Genomic DNA, 17,269 nt, shown 5'->3' with positions numbered 1-17,269 from the left:
TCATCCGATCGTCAGGACGGAGCGCGCGCCTTGGCGGCGCCCGATGATGTTCAGCAGGTTGTTCAGCGCTTCTTCGCGGCCGGGTGCGGCCCCGGCCTCGCCGGTGAAGCGGCTCTTGCCGCCGCTGGTGAGCGTGCCCACGCCCGACAGTTGAAGCGCGCCCTCCAGCGTGGACAGGCGCAGGGTGCTCACGCCCGGGTTGCCCGGGTCGGCCGTCACGGTGAAGCGGTAGCTGCCCAGCGGCGCGACGGTGGAGACGCGCGAGGACAGGTTGGCCAGGTCGAGCTGCAGTTCGCCGAATTGGCGCCAGCGGCCTTGCACGGACTCCAGCCGCAGGTCGCGGGCGGACAGGCGCAAGGAGCCCCCCAGCTGCAGCGTGTTCCACGGCGTGCCCAGCCCGGCCAGCACGCCGGCGGGCAGGCGGGCCAGCCAGTCGGCCTTGTTGTCCACGCTGATGGCCATGCGGCCCAGGCCCGGCTGGATGCCGAGCAAAAGCTCGCCGTTGATGCAGCAGTCCTGGCGGGCGGCGAGTTGCAAGCCCATGCCCTTCAAGCTCATGCGCCAGTGCAGCCGGCCCGGCAGGGCCGAGGCATCCCGGCTGCCGGCGCCGCCGGTCAGCACCAGCACACCCGAGCCGTTCCAGATGCTGCCGCGGGTGTCGACGATCAGCAGGTGCTGCTCGGTGGCCGAAGCCAGGGCACGCGCGAGCCAGCTGGCTGGCGCAAACGCGATGAAGGCCACCAGGATGCCCAGCAGCGCGCCGCCGATGCTCCAGCGCCGGGGCGTGATGTGCCGCACGGCGCGACCGCCGGCGGCCGGGGTGCCGAGCACTGAATCGCCCGCCACCGGGGCGGCTTGGGCCGTCTTGCGCAACCAGGCCATCAGTTGCCTCCCAGCGTCAGCACGAGGGTGCCTGCGTAGCCTTTGGGGCCGCGCGTGAGTTGCGCCTCGACCGGGCGGGCCCGTGCGGCGGAGCGCACTTCGCCGAGCCAGGCTTGCAGCGCCTCCGGCGCGATGCCCGTGAGCGTGACGACTGCGCGGTCGCCCGTGAGATTGAGCCGGGCAGCCGGGCCCAGGTGTTCCACCGAGGCCGTCAGCGCGGCCTGGGCCTGGGCGGGCGGCACGGCCGGTGCGGCGCGCAGTGCCTTGGCCTCTTGTGCCTGGGCCTGCATCTGCTGCAGCTGACCGTCGAGCCTTTCCAGCTCGGCAGGTGCCGTCTTGAGGGTGCGCAACGCAGGGGCCAGCAGCAGGCTCCAGGCCAGCAGCAGCACGAGCAGCGCGCCGACGGCGGCAAGCGCGATGCGCTCACGTTCGCCCATGGCCTCCCATTGCGTGAGGGCCTGGCCCTTGAGCTGCTGCCACTGCTCGGACAGGCTCTGGCCGTTGGAGGAAAGGTTCGAACGGGCCATCAGCTGCGTCCCTGTGCGCTGGCGCGGCTGATGGTCAGCTTGCCTTCGCTGGCGTCGAGCTGCCAGCCTTCGCTGCGCAGCTGGTTTCGGAAGGTGTCGATCTGCGCCGGGCTCCAGCCCTGGGCCGACACGGTCAGGCGCCCAGGCTCGAAGGCCAGGGCCTCGGTCGGCGGGCGGTCACCCGGCCAGGCGGTGGCGGCGGCACCGAGCAGGGCTTCGAGATCCTGGTCGCCGATGCTGCCGGCGCTGACCCGCAGCAGGTCGAGCTGTTTTTGCATCTGCACCGGCGCGTCCAGGATGGCGCGCACCTGCGGGAAGGTGTCGGTCAGGGCGGCGGTGACGGCCTGGCGGCGTGCAGACAGCTCGCGCTGCTGCTGCCACGCCCAGAGGTTCAGGCCGATGACCTGCACCAGCGCCAGCCCTACCAGCCCGATGCGAACCGGCCGCCAGGGCTTGCGCATCAGCTCGCGGGTCACCAGGCGCAGGGCGCGCACACCGCGGGCGCGCGGGGCCAGGTCGAACTGGCGCAGGTCCCAGGCGCTGTCGAGCACGCCGAGTGCGCGCTGTGCTGGCGTCTGGATGGTGACGGTCGTGCCCAGCCACCGTTCAGCCTCGGTGGCTGCGGCAGCGGTGGCCGTCCATTGCGCGGCATGCACGAGGCCGGGCGGAAAGAACTGACGCGCGAGGCCGCCTTCCAGTGGCAGCGTGGCCACGCCCTCGGCATGGCTCCAGCGCAGGGCCACGCTGACGCCACGCTCGTTGGGCATCTCGAAGAAATGGCCGCGCGCGAGTTCGTCGGGCCAGGACAGCGGCGCGACGCGGTCGATGAAGACCTGTGCCGCCTCCAGATGGGCGAGATGGTCGACCAGCCAGGGGCGCGAGGTGACTGCCACCCAGGCCGTGTCGCCGCCGACAGCGTCCGGCTCCAGCGCGAAGTGCAGGGTGTCGGGTTCGTCCAGCAGCACCTCTTCGAGCTTGCCGGCCAGGGCGGCCCGCATGTGGCGGCCGGCGCGCGGCAGCTCCACCCGCCGCCAGCTGATGTCCGACTCGGCGATGACCGCGATGACGCTGTCGGCGGCCGGCAGTGCGGCAGGCGTAGCGCGCCCCTCGGCAGTGACCTGGCGGCCGTCGGCCGTGAGGGCGTAGTCGTACTCGCGCAGCGCCCCCTCGGGCATGGCGCGGCCAGGCGCACGCAGGCGCGCTCGTGGGGGCAGGAACAGCAGCAGGGTGCTCATAGGGGCTCAGAAGGCGCGGCGCATTCTAGGAGGGGGGCGTGAGGTTGCCGGCGCCGGGGGCGCATGCACGGTGAACAGGTGTAGCCGGTGTCGACTTCGGGGCATCACCGATCCAGCAGCTGATTGATGCGTTCGCGGGCCAGCACCACCATGTTGAGGTTCTGGCGTTCGATGAGAGAACGTTGCTCGAGCTGGCGTTCTTCCAGCCGCAGTCGGCCCGTGACGATGAAATAGGACGAGGTCACCGCAGCCCGCGCGGCCGTGGCCTGCGCCAGGGCATCGGCTGACAGGTAGGCGGCCGCGTCGTTGGCGATGTCGTTCAGCGGCTTGGCCTTGCGCCCCTGCACCATGCGCTCGGCGGTGGCGAGGTCCACGCCATCGAACAGGGCCGCGATGACCTCGCGCGGGGCCGTGTTCAGGTTGACCGGCGTGGCCTTCGGGAGCAGCACCAAGTAGGGCTGCAGGCGCTTGATGGTGTCCGCATCCAGGCCGAACCAACTCAGCTGGTCCAGCCCCGCGGGTTGCAGCGGGCCGGTCTCGCTGGCGCTGGCGGCGGGCGCACTGGCCCCGCTGGCGGCACTCGGGAAGGCCGCGCGCATGCCGGCAATGATCACGGCCGCAGTGCCGGGCGGCGCATTGACCTGGCTGCACAGCCGCTCCAGCACCCGCTGCTCCAGCGGCGGCACGGTGCTGCCGCCGAGCAGGGCGCGCAGGTTGTAGCGGCTCTGGGCGTCTTCGATGCTGCCCGACAGAAAGGCCTCCGGGCCCTCATCGTCCGAGGCCGAGTTCTTGTCGGCGGCCAGGAAGGTCGACAGCCGTGCCTCGGCCAGCGGCACCGCCCAGGGCTCGCCGAGGTGGTCGACCGGCTTGTTGCGGTTTTGTTTGGCGTCTTCCTGCAGGATGAGGCGGGCCCAGTCGAGCGCGCCCTGCAGGATCCATGCGCTCTGGGCCCGCGCGCGATCGGCGGCCTCGATCTGCACCGCGCGGTACTGCTGCCAGACCATGCCCGCTGCGAGACTGGCGATGAGGGTGACGATGATCATCGCGGTCAGCAGGGCGGCGCCTCGCTGCGTTGGCCTGCTGCTCGTCAGGGCGACCGGGCGGCATCTCATCGGACGGTCACCTCCAGCTCGCGCGTCAGGGTGCCGCTCAGGCCGCTGCCTTCGGCGAACTGCATCGCGATGCGCAGGCCCGCGGGCGTGGGGTTGGTGGTCTTGACCGGCCCGGCATTGCTGGTCGTGGTGCCGGTGGACTGGCAGTTGCTCCAGGCATTGCCCCAGTAGCAGTAGAACTGCCAACTGGCCACGCCGTCGAAGGCGCGCAGCGAAGGATTGCGCTGCGCCAGTTGCTGCAGGCCGCGCTGGCGCTGGTCTTCCAGGTCTTCGACGACGCGCACCGCGGGACTTTCCCAGCGCCACAGGCTGCCCTCGCGCAGGCTCCACACCACCACCTGCAGGCCGCCGTTGCCTTGTCGCGTCAGCACCAGGTTGCCGCCATCGAAGGCCAGGGGTTGCACGGGGCTGTGGCTGTCCTGCAGGGCGCGCAGGTCCACTTCCCATTGCGCCATGACGGTCTGCAGCCGGGCGGTCTGGGCCAGGTGGCCTTGCGCGGTCTCGCGGCTGCGCACCAGCGCGTCGATGCCGCGCCAGGCCATGGCGGCCATCGTGGCCATCACGACCAGGGCCACCAGCACTTCGACCAGCGTGAAGCCCGCGCTGCCGCGGCGTAGGGCAGGGCGGCGCATCAGAACTTGCCCATGATGGTCGACAGGCTCAGCAAGGGCACGCCCTGGTCGTCCGCCACGGCAGCGTCGATGCGCCGGAAGTTGGGGTTGGGCGTCGGGCTGACCTTGAGCGTGCCCACATAGCTGCGCCCCAACTGCTCGCAGCTGAAGGGTGACTCGCCGATGTCGGGGAATTGGTTCTGAGACTGCTGGTTCAGGCGCAGTTCGGTCAGCAGGTTCTCGGCGCACCATTGCGCGGCGCTCACCTGGGCCAGGCGCTCGGCGTTGTTGCCCAGAGCCCCGGCAGCCTTGATGCCGGCGCCCAGCGCGATGGCCACGATGACAAGCGCCACCAGCACCTCGATGAGCGTGAAGCCGCGCGCCAGTTTCATGGATTGCCCACGATCTCGAAGGCACCCAGGCCGTCGGTGCCCAGGGTCAGCTGCTGGCTGCCGAGTTGCAGCCTGAGCCGTTGCGCCGGGATGATGGGTTCGGGGCCGAGCACCAGACCGGGGTTGGCCGCAGTGGCGTCGGCGATCTGCACGGCCACGGGCTCGCCCAGCCAGCGCGTGGGCAGTTGCAGCGTGCGCGGGAGCCCCTCGAAGCGGAAGTCGTCACCGCCTTTGAGCCCCTTGGGAATCCAGCGCACGGTCAGCCCGGACGCGCGGCTTTCGGCGCGCGCCGCTTCGAGCAGCGCGGCCAGGCGCTGCGCCTCACGCTGCAACTGCAGCTCAGCCGGGTCCCGCAGCGCCAGCATGATCGTCGCGCTGCTGATCGCAATCAGCGCCACGACGACCAGCAGCTCGATCAGCGTGAAGCCCGCCGAGCGGCGAACAGCGCTGCAGGCCAGACGCGGCGCCTTACTGCCAGGAGCCGATGTCGGCGTCACGGCCCTCGCCGCCGGGACGGCCGTCGGCGCCAAAGCTGTAGACATCGACCTCGCCCTTCACACCAGGGTTGGCGTACTGATAGGGGTGGCCCCAGGGGTCGTTGGGGAGCTTCTCGAGATAGGGCTTCCAGTTGGGCGGCGGCGTGCCGGTGGTGGGCTTGTGCACCAGGGCGTCGAGGCCTTGCTCGCCGCTGGGGTAGCGCTGGTTGTCCAGCTTGTACATCTTCAGCGCCTGCATCAGGTTGTTCACGTCGGTGCGGGCTGCGGTGACGCGCGCGTCTTCCGCGCGGTCAAGCACATTGGGCACGACCAGGGCGGCCAGCACGCCAATGATGACGAGCACGACGAGCAGTTCGATCAGCGTGAAGCCGCGGGCGGGATGGAAACGGCGCATGTCGGGGAGCGTGGGAGCACGGAGCTGCGATGACCGGGCCATCATAATGGGGCGATGCTTGCTCGATTCATGGCGTTTTCGGTGTGGCTGCTGCTCGGCGGCTCGGTGGCCTACTGGGGCCTGCAATTGTTCGCCCGTCCGCTGCCCATGCCGTCGTCGGTCACGCCGGCCGGCGAGGGGCGCAGCGGCGCGGTTGACCTGAGTCGGCTGCTGGGCGTGACGCCTCAGGAGGCGACTGCGGAACCCGAGGTCGCGGCTTCCACCCGGCTTCGCCTGATCGGTGTCGTGGCCCCGAAGAGCGCCAAGGCGGCCGAGGCCGGCGAGGGTGTGGCTCTGATTGAAGTCGACGGCGTGGCGCGCACGGTGCGTGTCGGAGCCATCGTCGACGGCGACCTGTGCCTGTTGCGGGTCGACGCCCGCAGCGCGAGCCTTGGCCTGGCCGGCCAGAGTGCGGTGCAGGTGCTGCAGATCAGCCCGCCGGCAGCGCCTGCCACCGGATCGTTGCCACCGGCTCAACCGTCTAATGTTGTGCTCGGCGGCAATCCGAATGCAGGCGCGGCCGGTGTGCCGCTGCGCGCCACGCCGCCGGCCGCGGGGCTGACCCCCATCCCCATGCCACAGGCCCAGCCCGCCAACCCGAATCCGGCGGCGCCGCAGGTCAATGGCCCACCGGCGCGGCAGGAGACCGCGACCCAATAGGCCACCTGGCGCCGCTCAGGCGCCCAGCGTGGGAATGTTGATGCCGGGCGCTGGCCGCACCGCCACGCGGGCTTCGGCCACTTCGTGCAGATCGGTCAGCATGGCGCCGGCCGCGCGGATCATGGGCCAGGCAAGTGCCGCACCCGTGCCGTCGGCGCTGTCCATGCCCAACTCGAGCAGGGCGGAGGCATGGAAGAGCGCCAGCGCTTCGTCCAGGCCGCGGTGCACATGGCTGCGGCAGAACACGGCGTAGTCCGTCACCGGCGCGCAGATGAGCGAGGCCAGCTTGAGCGCCGCGCAGGCGGCAATGCCGTCGATGATGATGAGGCTGCGCTTGCTCGCGGCCACCAGCATGGCGCCGACCATCACCGCCAGTTCATAGCCGCCGAAAGCCGCGAGCACGTCCATCGGCTCCTTGGCGTCGCGATGGCGGGCCAGCGCGCCGTGCAGCACGTCGAGCAGGTGGGTGAGGTCGTCCTGGCGCATCGTCGGGCCGGAGACGACGAAGTCCCGCACCGGCTGGTCTGACAGCCGCGACAGCACGAGCGCCGCGCATTCAGCCGAGCCCTGGCCCATGGACGCGCAGGCCAGCACATTGCCGGGCAGGTTGTCGGCGATCTCCATGCCGACCCGGACGCCGGCGTGGGCCTGGTCCAGGCTCATGGCGTGGCCGGTGCGGGCATTGCGTGTCCCATGCGCCACCTTGCGAGCCAGCAGGCGGGCATGGGGCGGCAGGTTGTCTGCCACGCCACAGTCCACCACCGTCAGGTGCAGGCCTTGCAGTCGCGCGAAGACCGAAACCGGCAGTTGGGCATGCAGCGCCATCTGCACCTGATCCTTGGTCGCCCGGCCCCATTGCGCCCCGACGCCGTCGACCACGATGCCGTGGTCGGCCGCGAACAGAGCCAGCACCGGGTCGCGAAAGCGTGGCGTGAGGCTGTTCTGCACCAGGCCCAGCCGCACCGCCAGCGGCTCCAACTCGCCCAGCCCGCCCGCGATCGCCGAGCGGCGGTCCACGCGGTCACGCAGGGCGCGTTCGAGTTCCGGGTTGGCGGTCGGGGAAATCAGCGACTGTTGGGCAACGGTCATGGTGCGAAGGGTGGCAAACCCCCGGATTTCAACTCAACCGAGGAACAAGCGATAGACCGGATTGTGGGACTCGTCTTCGTACGGATAGTTGAGGCCGTCCAGAAAATCGCGCAACGCCCCCGCATCACCCTTGGGAACCTGGATGCCGACCAGGATGCGGCCATAGTCAGCGCCCTGGTTGCGGTAGTGGAACAGGCTGATGTTCCAGTCCGGGTGCATGCTCGACAGAAAGCGCATCAGCGCGCCGGGGCGCTCTGGGAAGACGAAGCGGTACAGGCGCTCGTTGCGCGCCAGGTCGCTGCGCCCCCCGACCATGTGGCGGATGTGCTCCTTGGCCAGGTCGTCGTTGGTCAGGTCCAGCGTCTGGAAGCCCGCCTTGGTGAAGGTGCGGGCGAGCTTGGCGGCCTCGTCCGGCTTGGAGATGGCCACACCGACGAAGATGTGGGCCACCTTGTCGTCGGCGATGCGGTAGTTGAACTCGGTCACGCTGCGCGGGCCGAGCAGCTCGCAGAAGCGCTTGAAGCTGCCTCGCGCCTCCGGGATGGTCACCGCGAACAGGGCTTCGCGCTGTTCGCCCACCTCGGCCCGCTCGGCCACGAAGCGCAGCCGGTCGAAATTCATGTTCGCGCCGCACGTGATCGCGACCAGCGACTGGCCCTTGGCGCCGGTCCGGGCGACATACTGCTTGGCGGCTGCGACGCTCATGGCGCCGGAGGGCTCCAGGATGGAGCGGGTGTCCTCGAACACGTCTTTGATCGCGGCGCACACGGCGTCGGTGTCGACCACGATGAAGTCGTCCACCAACTCGCGGGTGATGCGGAAGGTCTCCTCCCCGACCAGCTTGACGGCCGTGCCATCGGCGAACAGGCCCACATCATTGAGCGTGACGCGCTTGCCCGCCTTCACCGAGCGCAGCATGGCGTCGGAATCGGTGGTCTGCACGCCAATGACCTTGATCTCCGGGCGCAGCGCCTTGACGTAGGCCGCCACGCCCGAGATCAGGCCGCCGCCGCCGATGGCCACGAAGATGGCGTCGATGGGGCCTGGGTGCTGGCGCAGCAGCTCCATGGCGATGGTGCCCTGGCCGGCAATGACGTCCGGGTCGTCGAAGGGGTGGACGAAGGTCAGGCCCTGGTCGCGCTCCAGTTCCTTGGCATGGCCGAAGGCGTCCGTGAAGCTCTCACCGAACAGCACGACCTCGCCGCCATGGCCACGGACGGCATCAATCTTGACCTGAGGCGTCGTCACCGGCATCACGATGACCGCGCGACAGCCGAGCTTGCGGGCTGACAGGGCCACGCCTTGCGCATGGTTGCCGGCCGACGCGCAGATGACCCCCGCTGCACGCTGCTCGGGCGACAGGTGGGCCATCTTGTTGTAGGCGCCGCGGAGCTTGAAGCTGAAGACGTCCTGCTCGTCCTCGCGCTTGAGCCAGACCTTGTTGCCCAGGCGCCGGGACAGCTTGGGAGCGGCGTCCAGCGAGGTCTCGCGGGCGACTTCGTAGACGCGGGCGTTCAGGATGCGCTGGAGGTAGCTGCTGCCTGGCGGGAGCATGGCCGGTGCCTGGGCTGTCGCCTTCCGGGCGGGCTTGCGTCGCGGGGGCGAGGGCGGCCGGGCGGGGCTCATCGGGTCTCCATGCGGTCTTGTTGCGGCGCCGCATGATAGGGGAGTGCCCCCAGCGCCAGGCCCTGGCTGCCTTCGGCGAAAAAAAACCCGAGCTTTTGCAAGCTCGGGTTGAATCCACCATGGAGGCGGTGGAGGAGACAATCGGTGCGAAAACGTTTTCGCTTGGTTCGCAGTGTAGCGCCGCGTTATGCTGCGCCGCAATATTTTTCTGTGAACGAATTGGGGCCTGGCCTCTAAAAACTCACCATGGAATGCACCGTCAGTTGGCTGGGCCCCGAGGGCCCGAGTGGCATGAGCTTTGTTGCCGAGACCGGCAGCGGGCATGTGGTGTCGATGGACGGCGCGCCGGACGGTGGCGGTCGCAATCTGGCGCCGCGCCCGATGGAGATGGTGCTCGCCGGCACCGGCGGTTGCACCGCCTATGACGTGGTGCTCATCCTGAAGCGCGGTCGGCACGACGTGCGCGGCTGCAAGGTGGCCCTGAAGGCCGAGCGCGCGACGAGCGACCCCAAGGTCTTCACCGCCATCCATTTCCACTTCGTCGTGACCGGCAAGGCGCTCAAGCCCGAGATCGTCGAGCGCGCCGTGGCCCTGTCTCACGAGAAATACTGCTCGGCCACGGCCATGCTGGCCAAGACCTCGGCCATCACGACGTCGTTCGAGGTCGTCGACGGCTGATCAGATGCGGTGAGCCACGGTCGTCATGACCTTGGCCGCGGTGCGCATCAGCGCCGGGATGGGCGCGGGCAGGAGACTTGCTCCCCGGGCCAGCGCTTCGTCAGCGTGTGCGGCTTCTTCCTGGCGCATCTGTTCCACGATGGCACGTGAGACGGTGTCGGTTTGCGGCAGTCGCTCCAGGTGGCCCGCGAGGTGGGCTTCCACCTGACGCTCGGTTTCGACGACGAAGCCCAAGCTCCATTTGTCACCGGCGATGCCCGCCAGGCTGCCCCAGGCAAACGCGCCCGCCCACCACAGCGGCGCCAGGTGGCTGGTGTGACCGCCCAACTGCTGGATGCGCTCGGCGGTCCAGGCGAGATGGTCAAGCTCTTCCTGGCCAGCCGCCTCAAAGTGACGGCGAGCGTCGTCGCTGCGGCTGAAGAGCGCCTGCGACTGATACAGCGCCTGAGCGCAGATTTCCCCCACGTGATTGACACGCATCAGCGCTTGCGCCCCGCGTCGGTCTGCCTCCGCCAACTCGGGCGGCTCCATCCCCGCAGCCGGTGTCGGCCGGGTGGCGCGGGTGGGCACGAACACCGTGCGCAGGCCGGCGTCCAAAGCGCTGATCAGCCGGTCCTGCCAGTTCAGGGGCCGAGGCGAGGGGAGGCCTGCAAGCAATTCCATCTAATTAACCCGTATATCAATGACCAAAAGGTGAATCGCGCGTGACGTTGTGACTCCGCAACGACAACACACATTTTCATATCCGTGAATTCCCGAACGACCCCGAGCTCTGGTGGAATACGCCCACTTCCTCACAGGAGGTGAGCCGCTGCGCCCTTCAGCCCCGGCTCGGATGAATACCTAGGAGTATTGAATGAAAAAAGCTCTGATTGCCCTGGCCGTTCTGGGCCTGACCGGCGGCGCTGCCGTCGCGCAATCGTCCGTCACCCTCTTCGGCGTCATCGATGCCGACGTGAAGTACGTCAAGACCGGCGGCCTCGCGGTGAAGAAGCTGGATTCCAGCGGCCTGAACACCAGCCGCTTCGGCGTGCGCGGCACCGAAGACCTCGGTGGTGGCCTGAAGGCTGGTTTCTGGCTCGAGTCCGAAATCAATACCGACACCGGCGTGGCCGGTGCGGCCAGCGGCGGCGCCTTCTGGGCCCGTCGTGCCACGGTCAGCCTGACCGGTGACTTCGGTGAAGTGCGCCTGGGTCGCAACAAGACCGTGTCGCGCCTGCACCTCGAAGACTTCGACCCGACTGCCTTCACGGGTCTGGGCAGCGTCAGCGCCGTCTACAGCAACCTGGGCAGCGGCAACGGCACCTCCTTCGGCCGCGCCGACAACCTCGTGTCCTACTCGCTGCCGGCCAACCTCGGCGGCTTCTACGGCGGCGCCGACGTGTCCGCTGGCGAAGGCACGGGCACGAACAAGGGTCAATCGGTTCGCCTGGGCTACAAGGCCGGTCCGCTGCACGTGTCGGGCGCCTACGCCAGCACGTCCAACGCCGCTGACACCAGCAAGTTCAAGCTGACCTCCATCGGTGGCGCTTACGACTTCGGCATCTTCCGCCCGTCGCTGTCCTACACCGAGACCAAGTTCCAGTCGCGCAAGCAGCAAATCGTGACGGCTTCCGTCACCGCTCCGCTGGGCCAAGGTCAACTGTGGGCCGCCTACACGGACGCCAAGGCCAACGCCGCTGCTGAAACCACCGTGACCGGCTACACCGCCATCGGCGATGCCAAGCTGTTCGCTGCTGGCTACATCTACAACCTGTCCAAGCGCACCGCGCTGTACACCACGTTCTCGCAACTGAAGAACAGCGGTGCAGCCCGCTTCGCCGTCGCAGGCGCCCCGGCCGCCACGGCCAATGGCCTGAAGTCGACCGGTTACGACGTCGGTATCCGTCACAGCTTCTGATGCATCGCGGCGCCCAGCGCCGCGCGCTTCAGCCAAAGCCGCCTTCGGGCGGCTTTTCTTTTGTCCCGTGCGAGACAGGGGAATTGCTGTGGACATTGCACAACAAGCTTGGCGTTCGAAGGCGACGCTTGGTTGAGAATCGAGCGGTTCACAATTATTCGCAGGAGACAACCTTGATGAAAAAAGCGACTTTCGCCCTCGCCGTCCTCGCTGCCAGCACGACGGCCGCCTGGGCCCAGTCCAGCGTGACCCTGTACGGCATCGTTGACGTCGGCGTGCGCTACACCAGCAATGCCAACGCCGGCACCAGCACCAAGACCGTCGTGCCTGGCGGCATGTCGCAAAGCCGTCTGGGTGTGAACGTCACCGAAGACATGGGTGGCGGCCTGAAGGCGCTGGCCAACCTGGAGCACCGTCTGCAGTCCGATACCGGCGCCGTCAGCGGCAGCCCGGATTTCTGGCGCCAGGCCTGGGTGGGCCTGCAGTCCAGCGAATTCGGCCAGATCCGCCTGGGCCGTCAGTACAACATCCTGTTCGACATCTACACGTCGACGTTCGCCTCCTTCCGCTACTCGCCCTACATCGAGGCTTACAAGCCTGAGATCGGCATGTCCATGACCGCGCGTCAGGACAACATGGTCAAGTACCTGGCCCAGGTCGGCAATTTCTACGCCGAGGTCCAGGTCAGCGCCGGTGAAGGCCAGTCGGGCCTGGCGGCTGCTCAGCCGACCAAGACCGTCGGCGCGATGGGTCGCTACAACGACGGCAAGTGGGGTGGCGGCGCAGCCTACCTGCAAGCCACGGAGCAGACCGGCAAGAAGATCAAGGCCACCGTGCTGGGTGCGTCGTACACGGACGGTCCGCTGTACGTGCACGCGTCCTGGGGTGAGAACAAGTTCGAGAACCCCTTCACCCTGCTGAACCAGACGAGCGCAGCCGGCTTCGCGGCCTCGGCTGCCTCGGGCTCGCCGGCCAACGTTGCGCTGCTGACCCGCGGTGCCTACACCAGCGGCATCCTGGGCGCCAACGTGTTCAATACCGACTCGGCCGACATCAAGAAGCGCACGATGATCATGTTCGGTGCCACCTACCAGCTGACCCCGCAGCTGAACGTGGGCGCCAACGTCTGGCTGTCCGAGCAGACCCACTACGGCACCATCCAGAATCTGGCGCTGCCTTTCCGCAATGCGCTGGGCTTCAGCACCGACGCCAACATCAAGTCCAAGGCGGACTTCTACGCTGTGGTGCTGGACTACGCCTTCTCCAAGCGCACCGACGCTTACCTGGAGTTCGACTACACCAAGACGAGCGGCGAAGTCCTGTTCACGAACGGTGCCAACAAGCGCGGGGGCGCCATGCTGGGCCTGCGTCATCGCTTCTGATGATCGCTGCGGGGCTTGCCCTGCAACTCAGCCAAACGGGCCGCAACTGCGGCCCGTTTTTCTTTATGCGGCCCGCTCATGTTGCACTGCAGCGCTAGGGGCTTTCCCGGGAGGCCCAGGCGGCCATGCTTCGCCATGATCGCGCCTTCGCGCGGTGCAATGACGCGCCCGCCACAAAGAGTCCATGCTCGTTTTCATTCTTCGTCGCCTGGTGCAGGCCCTGGTCGTCATGTTGTCGGTGGCTTTCATCGCCTTCATGCTCTTCCAATACGTCGGCGACCCGGTCACCAACCTGCTGGGGCAGGACGCCACCGAGGAGCAGCGCGTTGCGCTTCGCAAGGAACTCGGGCTGGACCAGCCCTTTCCCGTGCAGTTCGCTCGCTTCGCTGCCAACGCGGCACAGGGCGAGTTCGGCATCAGCCTGCGGCAGGGACGCAAGGTGTCGGCGCTCATCGGTGAACGCTTCCCGGCGACGCTGGAACTTGCCCTCGTCGCCGGCCTGATCGCGCTGGGCCTGGGCATTCCGCTCGGTGTCTACGCTGCCTTGCGACGAGGCAAGGCCAGCGCCCAGTTGCTGATGACCGGCACGCTGTTCGGGGTCAGCCTGCCCAACTTCGTCATCGGCATCGTGCTGATCTGGGTGTTTGCCGTCGAACTCAAGTGGCTACCGAGCTTCGGCCGCGGTGAGGTGGTGGCCTTGGGCAGCTGGACATCGGGCCTCCTGACGCGCGATGGACTGCTGCATCTCATCCTGCCGGCGTTCACGCTGTCGGCGTTTCAGCTCACGTTGATCATGCGGCTGGTGCGCGCCGAGATGCTGGAGGTGCTCCGCACGGACTACATCCGTTTCGCCCGCGCGCGCGGCCTGACCAATCGCAGCGTCTATTTCGGCCATGCGCTGAAGAACACGCTCGTGCCGGTGATCACCATCACGGGCCTGCAACTCGGTTCGCTCATCGCCTTCGCCATCATCACGGAGCAGGTCTTCCAGTGGCCCGGCATGGGCCTGCTGTTCATTCAGGCCGTGCAGTTCGCCGACATCCCCGTGATGGCAGCCTACCTCTGCCTGATTTCCCTGATCTTCGTCGTGATCAACCTCGGCGTGGATCTGCTCTATTTCGCCGTCGACCCGCGGTTGCGTGTCGAGGGCAAGGCGCACTGAACATGGCTGTTGACGCCAACCCCAACCCCACCGCCTCGTCGTCGGCCCTCAAGGCCTTTTTCGACGGCGACGTCTGGCATTCCTTCCGCAGCTCACCCGTGGCCATGCTGGCGGCCGTGATCGCGGTGGTCTGCTTCGTCTGCGCGCTGTTCGCCGAGGTCGTCGCGCCGCACAATCCCTTCGACCTCGCGACACTCGAGCTGCTGGACTCGCTCAAGCCGCCATCCTGGGTCGACGGGGGCGACGCCAAGTATTGGCTCGGTACCGACGGCCAGGGCCGCGACATCCTGTCGGCGCTGATGTACGGCGCCCGCATCTCCTTGCTGGTGGGCGTGGCTTCGGTGCTGCTGTCCATCCTGATCGGCGTGAGCCTGGGGCTGCTGGCGGGCTTTGTGGGCGGCCGTGTGGACGCCCTCATCATGCGGGTCTGCGACGTGATGCTGTCGTTCCCGTCCATCCTGGTGGCGCTGATGATCAGTGGCGTGGGCCGCAGCCTCTTCCCGCACGCGCCGGATGCGCTGGCGTTTGTGGTGCTGGTGCTGGCGATTGCGCTGACCGGTTGGGTGCAATACGCACGCACGGTGCGGGGCTCCACGCTGGTCGAGCGCAACAAGGAGTACGTGCAGGCGGCGCGGGTCATCGGCGTGAGCGGCTTTCGCATCATGCGCCGGCATGTGCTGCCCAACGTGCTCGGGCCGGTGCTGGTGCTGGCGACCATCCAGATCGCGTCGGCCATCATCACCGAGGCGACGCTGTCTTTCCTTGGTGTCGGTGTGCCGGCGACGAGCCCGTCGCTCGGCACGCTGATCCGCAACGGCAACGACTATCTCTTCTCCGGCGAGTGGTGGATCACCGCCTGGCCCAGCCTGACGCTCATCCTGATCACGCTCAGCGTGAACCTGCTGGGCGACTGGCTGCGTGACGCCCTCAACCCTCGACTCCGATGACGGCACCGCTCCTGGAAGTCAGCCACCTGCGGGTGGAGTTCCCCACGCGGCGCGGCACCTTGCTGGCGCTGGACGACATTTCCTTCTCGATCGCACCGGGCGAGATCCTCGGCGTGGTTGGCGAGTCGGGGGCCGGCAAGTCGCTCACCGGCGCGGCCATCATCGGCTTGCTCGATCCCCCGGGCCGCATCGCCGCGGGCGAGATCAAGCTTGCCGGCCGCCGCATCGACAACCTGCCGTATGAGGACATGCGCCGAATCCGGGGGCGCGAGATCGGCGCGGTCTTCCAGGACCCACTGACATCGCTGAACCCGCTCTACACCGTGGGGAGGCAATTGGTCGAGACCATCACCACCCATCTGGACCTCACGTCAGCCCAAGCGCGGGCCCGTGCGATCGAACTGCTTGCTGCCACGGGCATCCCGGCGCCCGAAGCGCGGGTCGATCACTACCCGCACCAGTTCTCCGGGGGCATGCGTCAGCGCGTGGTGATCGCGCTGGCCCTGGCCGCCAACCCCAAGCTCATCGTTGCAGACGAGCCCACCACGGCGCTGGATGTGTCCATCCAGGCGCAGATCATCGCGTTGCTGAAGAAGGTCTGCCGGGAGCAGGGCGCGGCCGTCATGCTCGTGACGCACGACATGGGGGTCATTGCCGAGACCTGTGACCGAGTGGCGGTGATGTATGCCGGCCGTGTGGCCGAGATCGGCCCCGTGGCCGACGTCATCCATCGCCCGGCCCATCCCTATACCGTCGGCCTGATGGGCTCCATCCCGGCCATGGATGAGGACCGTGAGCGCCTATTGCAGATCGATGGCGCCATGCCGCGGCTGACCGCCATCCCGCCAGGCTGCGCCTTCAACCCGCGCTGCCCGCGCGTGACGGACCGCTGCCGCCTTGAGCGGCCGGAACTCGCTGCGGCTGGTGCTACCCAGGCGGCCTGCTGGCTGCCAGTCACCGTGGAGGCCGCGTGATGAGCGCCCCCCTCGTCGAGGTCCGCGACCTCGCCAAGATCTTTGACGTGTCGCCGCCGTGGTTGAACCGCGTCGTGGAGCGCAAGCCTAAGGCCTTCGTGCATGCCGTCGATGGCGTGTCGTTCAGCATCCAGCGCGGGCGCACGCTCGCCCTGGTGGGTGAAAGCGGCTGCGGCAAGAGCACGGTCGCGCGCCTGCTCGTCGGCCTGTACGGTGCCACGCGCGGGGCCGTGCATTTCGACGGCGAAGACATCGCCAAGACGCTGGCCGGCTCCAACGCGCTGAAGCTGCGCCGACGCATGCAGATGATCTTCCAGGACCCCTACGCGTCGTTGAACCCGCGCTGGAAGGTCATGGACATCGTGGCCGAGCCGCTGCGCGAGCATGCGCTGGTCAAGACGGACGGTGAAGCGCGAGCGCGTGTCGGCGAGTTGCTGGCGTCGGTCGGCCTCAACCCAGCCGATGTCGAGAAGTTCCCGCACCAGTTTTCTGGCGGGCAGCGGCAGCGCATCTCGATTGCGCGGGCGCTGGCCACGCAGCCGGAGTTCCTGGTTTGCGACGAGCCGACCTCGGCCCTGGACGTGTCGGTGCAGGCGCAGGTGCTCAACATCATGAAAGACCTGCAGCGTGAGCGCGGCCTGACGTATCTCTTCATCTCGCACAACCTGGCCGTGGTGCGCCATGTTGCCGATGAAGTGGGTGTGATGTACCTGGGACGGTTGGTCGAGGTCGCGGACAAGGCCTCGCTGTTCAGCAGCCCGCGGCACCCCTACACGCGCATGCTGCTGGATGCCATTCCGGACATCCACATGACGGGCCGGGCTCGCACACCGGTGCAGGGCGAGGTGCCCAACCCGCTGAATCCACCGAGCGGTTGCAGCTTCCACCCGCGTTGCCCGCTGGCCAACGAGCGCTGCAAGACCGAACGACCCGCGCTGCTGGAGATCAACGGCGTGCGCGTGGCATGCCACGCGGTGCAAGAGGGCAGGGCGGGCTGATCAGCGCGCCGGCGCAGACGCTGCCGGGGCTGATGCCGGCGCGGCAGGCTTGGGCAGGTACAGCGGCCCCTTCTGCCCACAACCCGCAAGCGCGGTAAGGGTGATGGCCAGGGCGGCAAGGCGGCCCCCTACACTGACGAAAGTCTTGTTCATTCGCCCAGTTT

The 17,269-nt window shown here is 68.1% G+C and carries 20 protein-coding genes; 8 read left to right on the top strand and 12 right to left on the bottom strand.

All coding sequences use genetic code 11. The annotated features are described in order from the left end of the window. The 8 genes from gspN to gspG all read right to left on the bottom strand — a co-directional run bounded on the left by gspN (position 1) and on the right by gspG (position 5,650). The gene (gene gspN, locus CDO81_RS06385) at positions 1–882 is read right to left on the bottom strand and encodes a type II secretion system protein N (protein WP_088482254.1); all 882 of its coding nucleotides are present in this window, start codon (positions 880–882) and stop codon (positions 1–3) included. Further along, positions 882–1,409: a type II secretion system protein GspM gene (gspM, locus tag CDO81_RS06380; protein WP_088482253.1), complete on the bottom strand. Its 528-nt coding sequence runs from the start codon at positions 1,407–1,409 to the stop codon at positions 882–884. The genes gspN and gspM overlap by 1 nt, the downstream gene beginning before the upstream one ends. After that, on the bottom strand, positions 1,409–2,644 hold the full coding sequence (gene gspL, locus CDO81_RS06375) for a type II secretion system protein GspL (protein ID WP_088482252.1): 1,236 nt from the start codon (positions 2,642–2,644) through the stop codon (positions 1,409–1,411). Before gspL ends, gspM begins: the two co-directional genes overlap by 1 nt. 104 nt (positions 2,645–2,748) lie before the next feature. Continuing rightward, entirely contained in the window at positions 2,749–3,756 is a 1,008-nt protein-coding gene (gspK, locus tag CDO81_RS06370; protein ID WP_088482251.1) for a type II secretion system minor pseudopilin GspK, read from the bottom strand. Then, complete coding sequence (locus CDO81_RS06365) at positions 3,753–4,388, bottom strand: PulJ/GspJ family protein (protein ID WP_088482250.1); 636 nt, start codon at positions 4,386–4,388, stop codon at positions 3,753–3,755. Before CDO81_RS06365 ends, gspK begins: the two co-directional genes overlap by 4 nt. Next, positions 4,388–4,759, bottom strand: a complete 372-nt coding sequence (gene gspI, locus CDO81_RS06360; protein WP_088482249.1) for a type II secretion system minor pseudopilin GspI — start codon at positions 4,757–4,759, stop codon at positions 4,388–4,390. The genes CDO81_RS06365 and gspI overlap by 1 nt, the downstream gene beginning before the upstream one ends. Next, positions 4,756–5,256, bottom strand: a complete 501-nt coding sequence (locus tag CDO81_RS06355) for a prepilin-type N-terminal cleavage/methylation domain-containing protein (protein WP_241516862.1) — start codon at positions 5,254–5,256, stop codon at positions 4,756–4,758. Before CDO81_RS06355 ends, gspI begins: the two co-directional genes overlap by 4 nt. Further along, positions 5,228–5,650, bottom strand: a complete 423-nt coding sequence (gspG, locus tag CDO81_RS06350; protein WP_088482467.1) for a type II secretion system major pseudopilin GspG — start codon at positions 5,648–5,650, stop codon at positions 5,228–5,230. The genes CDO81_RS06355 and gspG overlap by 29 nt, the downstream gene beginning before the upstream one ends. Positions 5,651–5,704: 54 nt before the next feature. On the opposite strand from gspG, the gene CDO81_RS06345 reads away from it, so the two are divergent. After that, positions 5,705–6,349, top strand: a complete 645-nt coding sequence (locus tag CDO81_RS06345) for a hypothetical protein (protein WP_144397147.1) — start codon at positions 5,705–5,707, stop codon at positions 6,347–6,349. Positions 6,350–6,364: 15 nt separating this feature from the next. Here the strand turns inward: CDO81_RS06345 and CDO81_RS06340 are convergent, their stop codons facing one another. Together CDO81_RS06340 and ilvA are read right to left on the bottom strand one after the other, a co-directional pair. Next, a complete protein-coding gene (locus tag CDO81_RS06340; protein WP_088482246.1) occupies positions 6,365–7,438 on the bottom strand; it encodes a nicotinate-nucleotide--dimethylbenzimidazole phosphoribosyltransferase in 1,074 nt (357 codons plus the stop codon). 33 nt (positions 7,439–7,471) lie between these two features. After that, positions 7,472–8,992, bottom strand: a complete 1,521-nt coding sequence (gene ilvA, locus CDO81_RS06335) for a threonine ammonia-lyase, biosynthetic (protein ID WP_241516861.1) — start codon at positions 8,990–8,992, stop codon at positions 7,472–7,474. 318 nt (positions 8,993–9,310) lie between these two features. Between ilvA and CDO81_RS06330 the strand changes: the two genes are divergently transcribed. Continuing rightward, complete coding sequence (locus CDO81_RS06330) at positions 9,311–9,742, top strand: OsmC family protein (protein ID WP_088482244.1); 432 nt, start codon at positions 9,311–9,313, stop codon at positions 9,740–9,742. Here the strand turns inward: CDO81_RS06330 and coq7 are convergent, their stop codons facing one another. Beyond that, the gene (coq7, locus tag CDO81_RS06325; protein ID WP_088482243.1) at positions 9,743–10,405 is read right to left on the bottom strand and encodes a 2-polyprenyl-3-methyl-6-methoxy-1,4-benzoquinone monooxygenase; all 663 of its coding nucleotides are present in this window, start codon (positions 10,403–10,405) and stop codon (positions 9,743–9,745) included. It abuts the gene before it with no gap. 193 nt (positions 10,406–10,598) lie between these two features. Here coq7 and CDO81_RS06320 point away from each other — a divergent pair, with 193 nt between their 5' ends. The 6 genes from CDO81_RS06320 (at position 10,599) to CDO81_RS06295 (ending at position 17,105) form a co-directional block, all read left to right on the top strand. Continuing rightward, the gene (locus CDO81_RS06320; protein ID WP_088482242.1) at positions 10,599–11,642 is read left to right on the top strand and encodes a porin; all 1,044 of its coding nucleotides are present in this window, start codon (positions 10,599–10,601) and stop codon (positions 11,640–11,642) included. A 176-nt stretch (positions 11,643–11,818) separates the two neighbouring features. Further along, entirely contained in the window at positions 11,819–13,024 is a 1,206-nt protein-coding gene (locus CDO81_RS06315; protein ID WP_088482241.1) for a porin, read from the top strand. A 184-nt stretch (positions 13,025–13,208) separates the two neighbouring features. Further along, positions 13,209–14,186 carry an ABC transporter permease gene (locus CDO81_RS06310; RefSeq protein WP_088482240.1) on the top strand — a complete coding sequence of 326 codons (978 nt, stop codon included), beginning with the start codon at positions 13,209–13,211 and terminating at the stop codon, positions 14,184–14,186. A 2-nt stretch (positions 14,187–14,188) separates the two neighbouring features. After that, the gene (locus CDO81_RS06305; RefSeq protein WP_088482239.1) at positions 14,189–15,133 is read left to right on the top strand and encodes an ABC transporter permease; all 945 of its coding nucleotides are present in this window, start codon (positions 14,189–14,191) and stop codon (positions 15,131–15,133) included. Then, positions 15,130–16,107 carry an ABC transporter ATP-binding protein gene (locus tag CDO81_RS06300; RefSeq protein WP_088482238.1) on the top strand — a complete coding sequence of 326 codons (978 nt, stop codon included), beginning with the start codon at positions 15,130–15,132 and terminating at the stop codon, positions 16,105–16,107. The genes CDO81_RS06305 and CDO81_RS06300 overlap by 4 nt, the downstream gene beginning before the upstream one ends. Next, positions 16,107–17,105 carry an ABC transporter ATP-binding protein gene (locus tag CDO81_RS06295; RefSeq protein WP_088482237.1) on the top strand — a complete coding sequence of 333 codons (999 nt, stop codon included), beginning with the start codon at positions 16,107–16,109 and terminating at the stop codon, positions 17,103–17,105. Before CDO81_RS06300 ends, CDO81_RS06295 begins: the two co-directional genes overlap by 1 nt. Here the strand turns inward: CDO81_RS06295 and lptM are convergent, their stop codons facing one another. Next, on the bottom strand, positions 17,106–17,258 hold the full coding sequence (gene lptM / locus CDO81_RS06290; RefSeq protein ID WP_088482236.1) for an LPS translocon maturation chaperone LptM: 153 nt from the start codon (positions 17,256–17,258) through the stop codon (positions 17,106–17,108). Positions 17,259–17,269: the final 11 nt, after the last annotated feature.

It is taken from the genome of Roseateles puraquae, from assembly GCF_002205845.1.
GTDB classification, from domain to species: domain Bacteria; phylum Pseudomonadota; class Gammaproteobacteria; order Burkholderiales; family Burkholderiaceae_C; genus Pelomonas; species Pelomonas puraquae.
The sequence above is the reverse complement of the archived record's forward strand: the minus strand, read 5'-3'. Positions and strand labels throughout refer to the sequence as shown.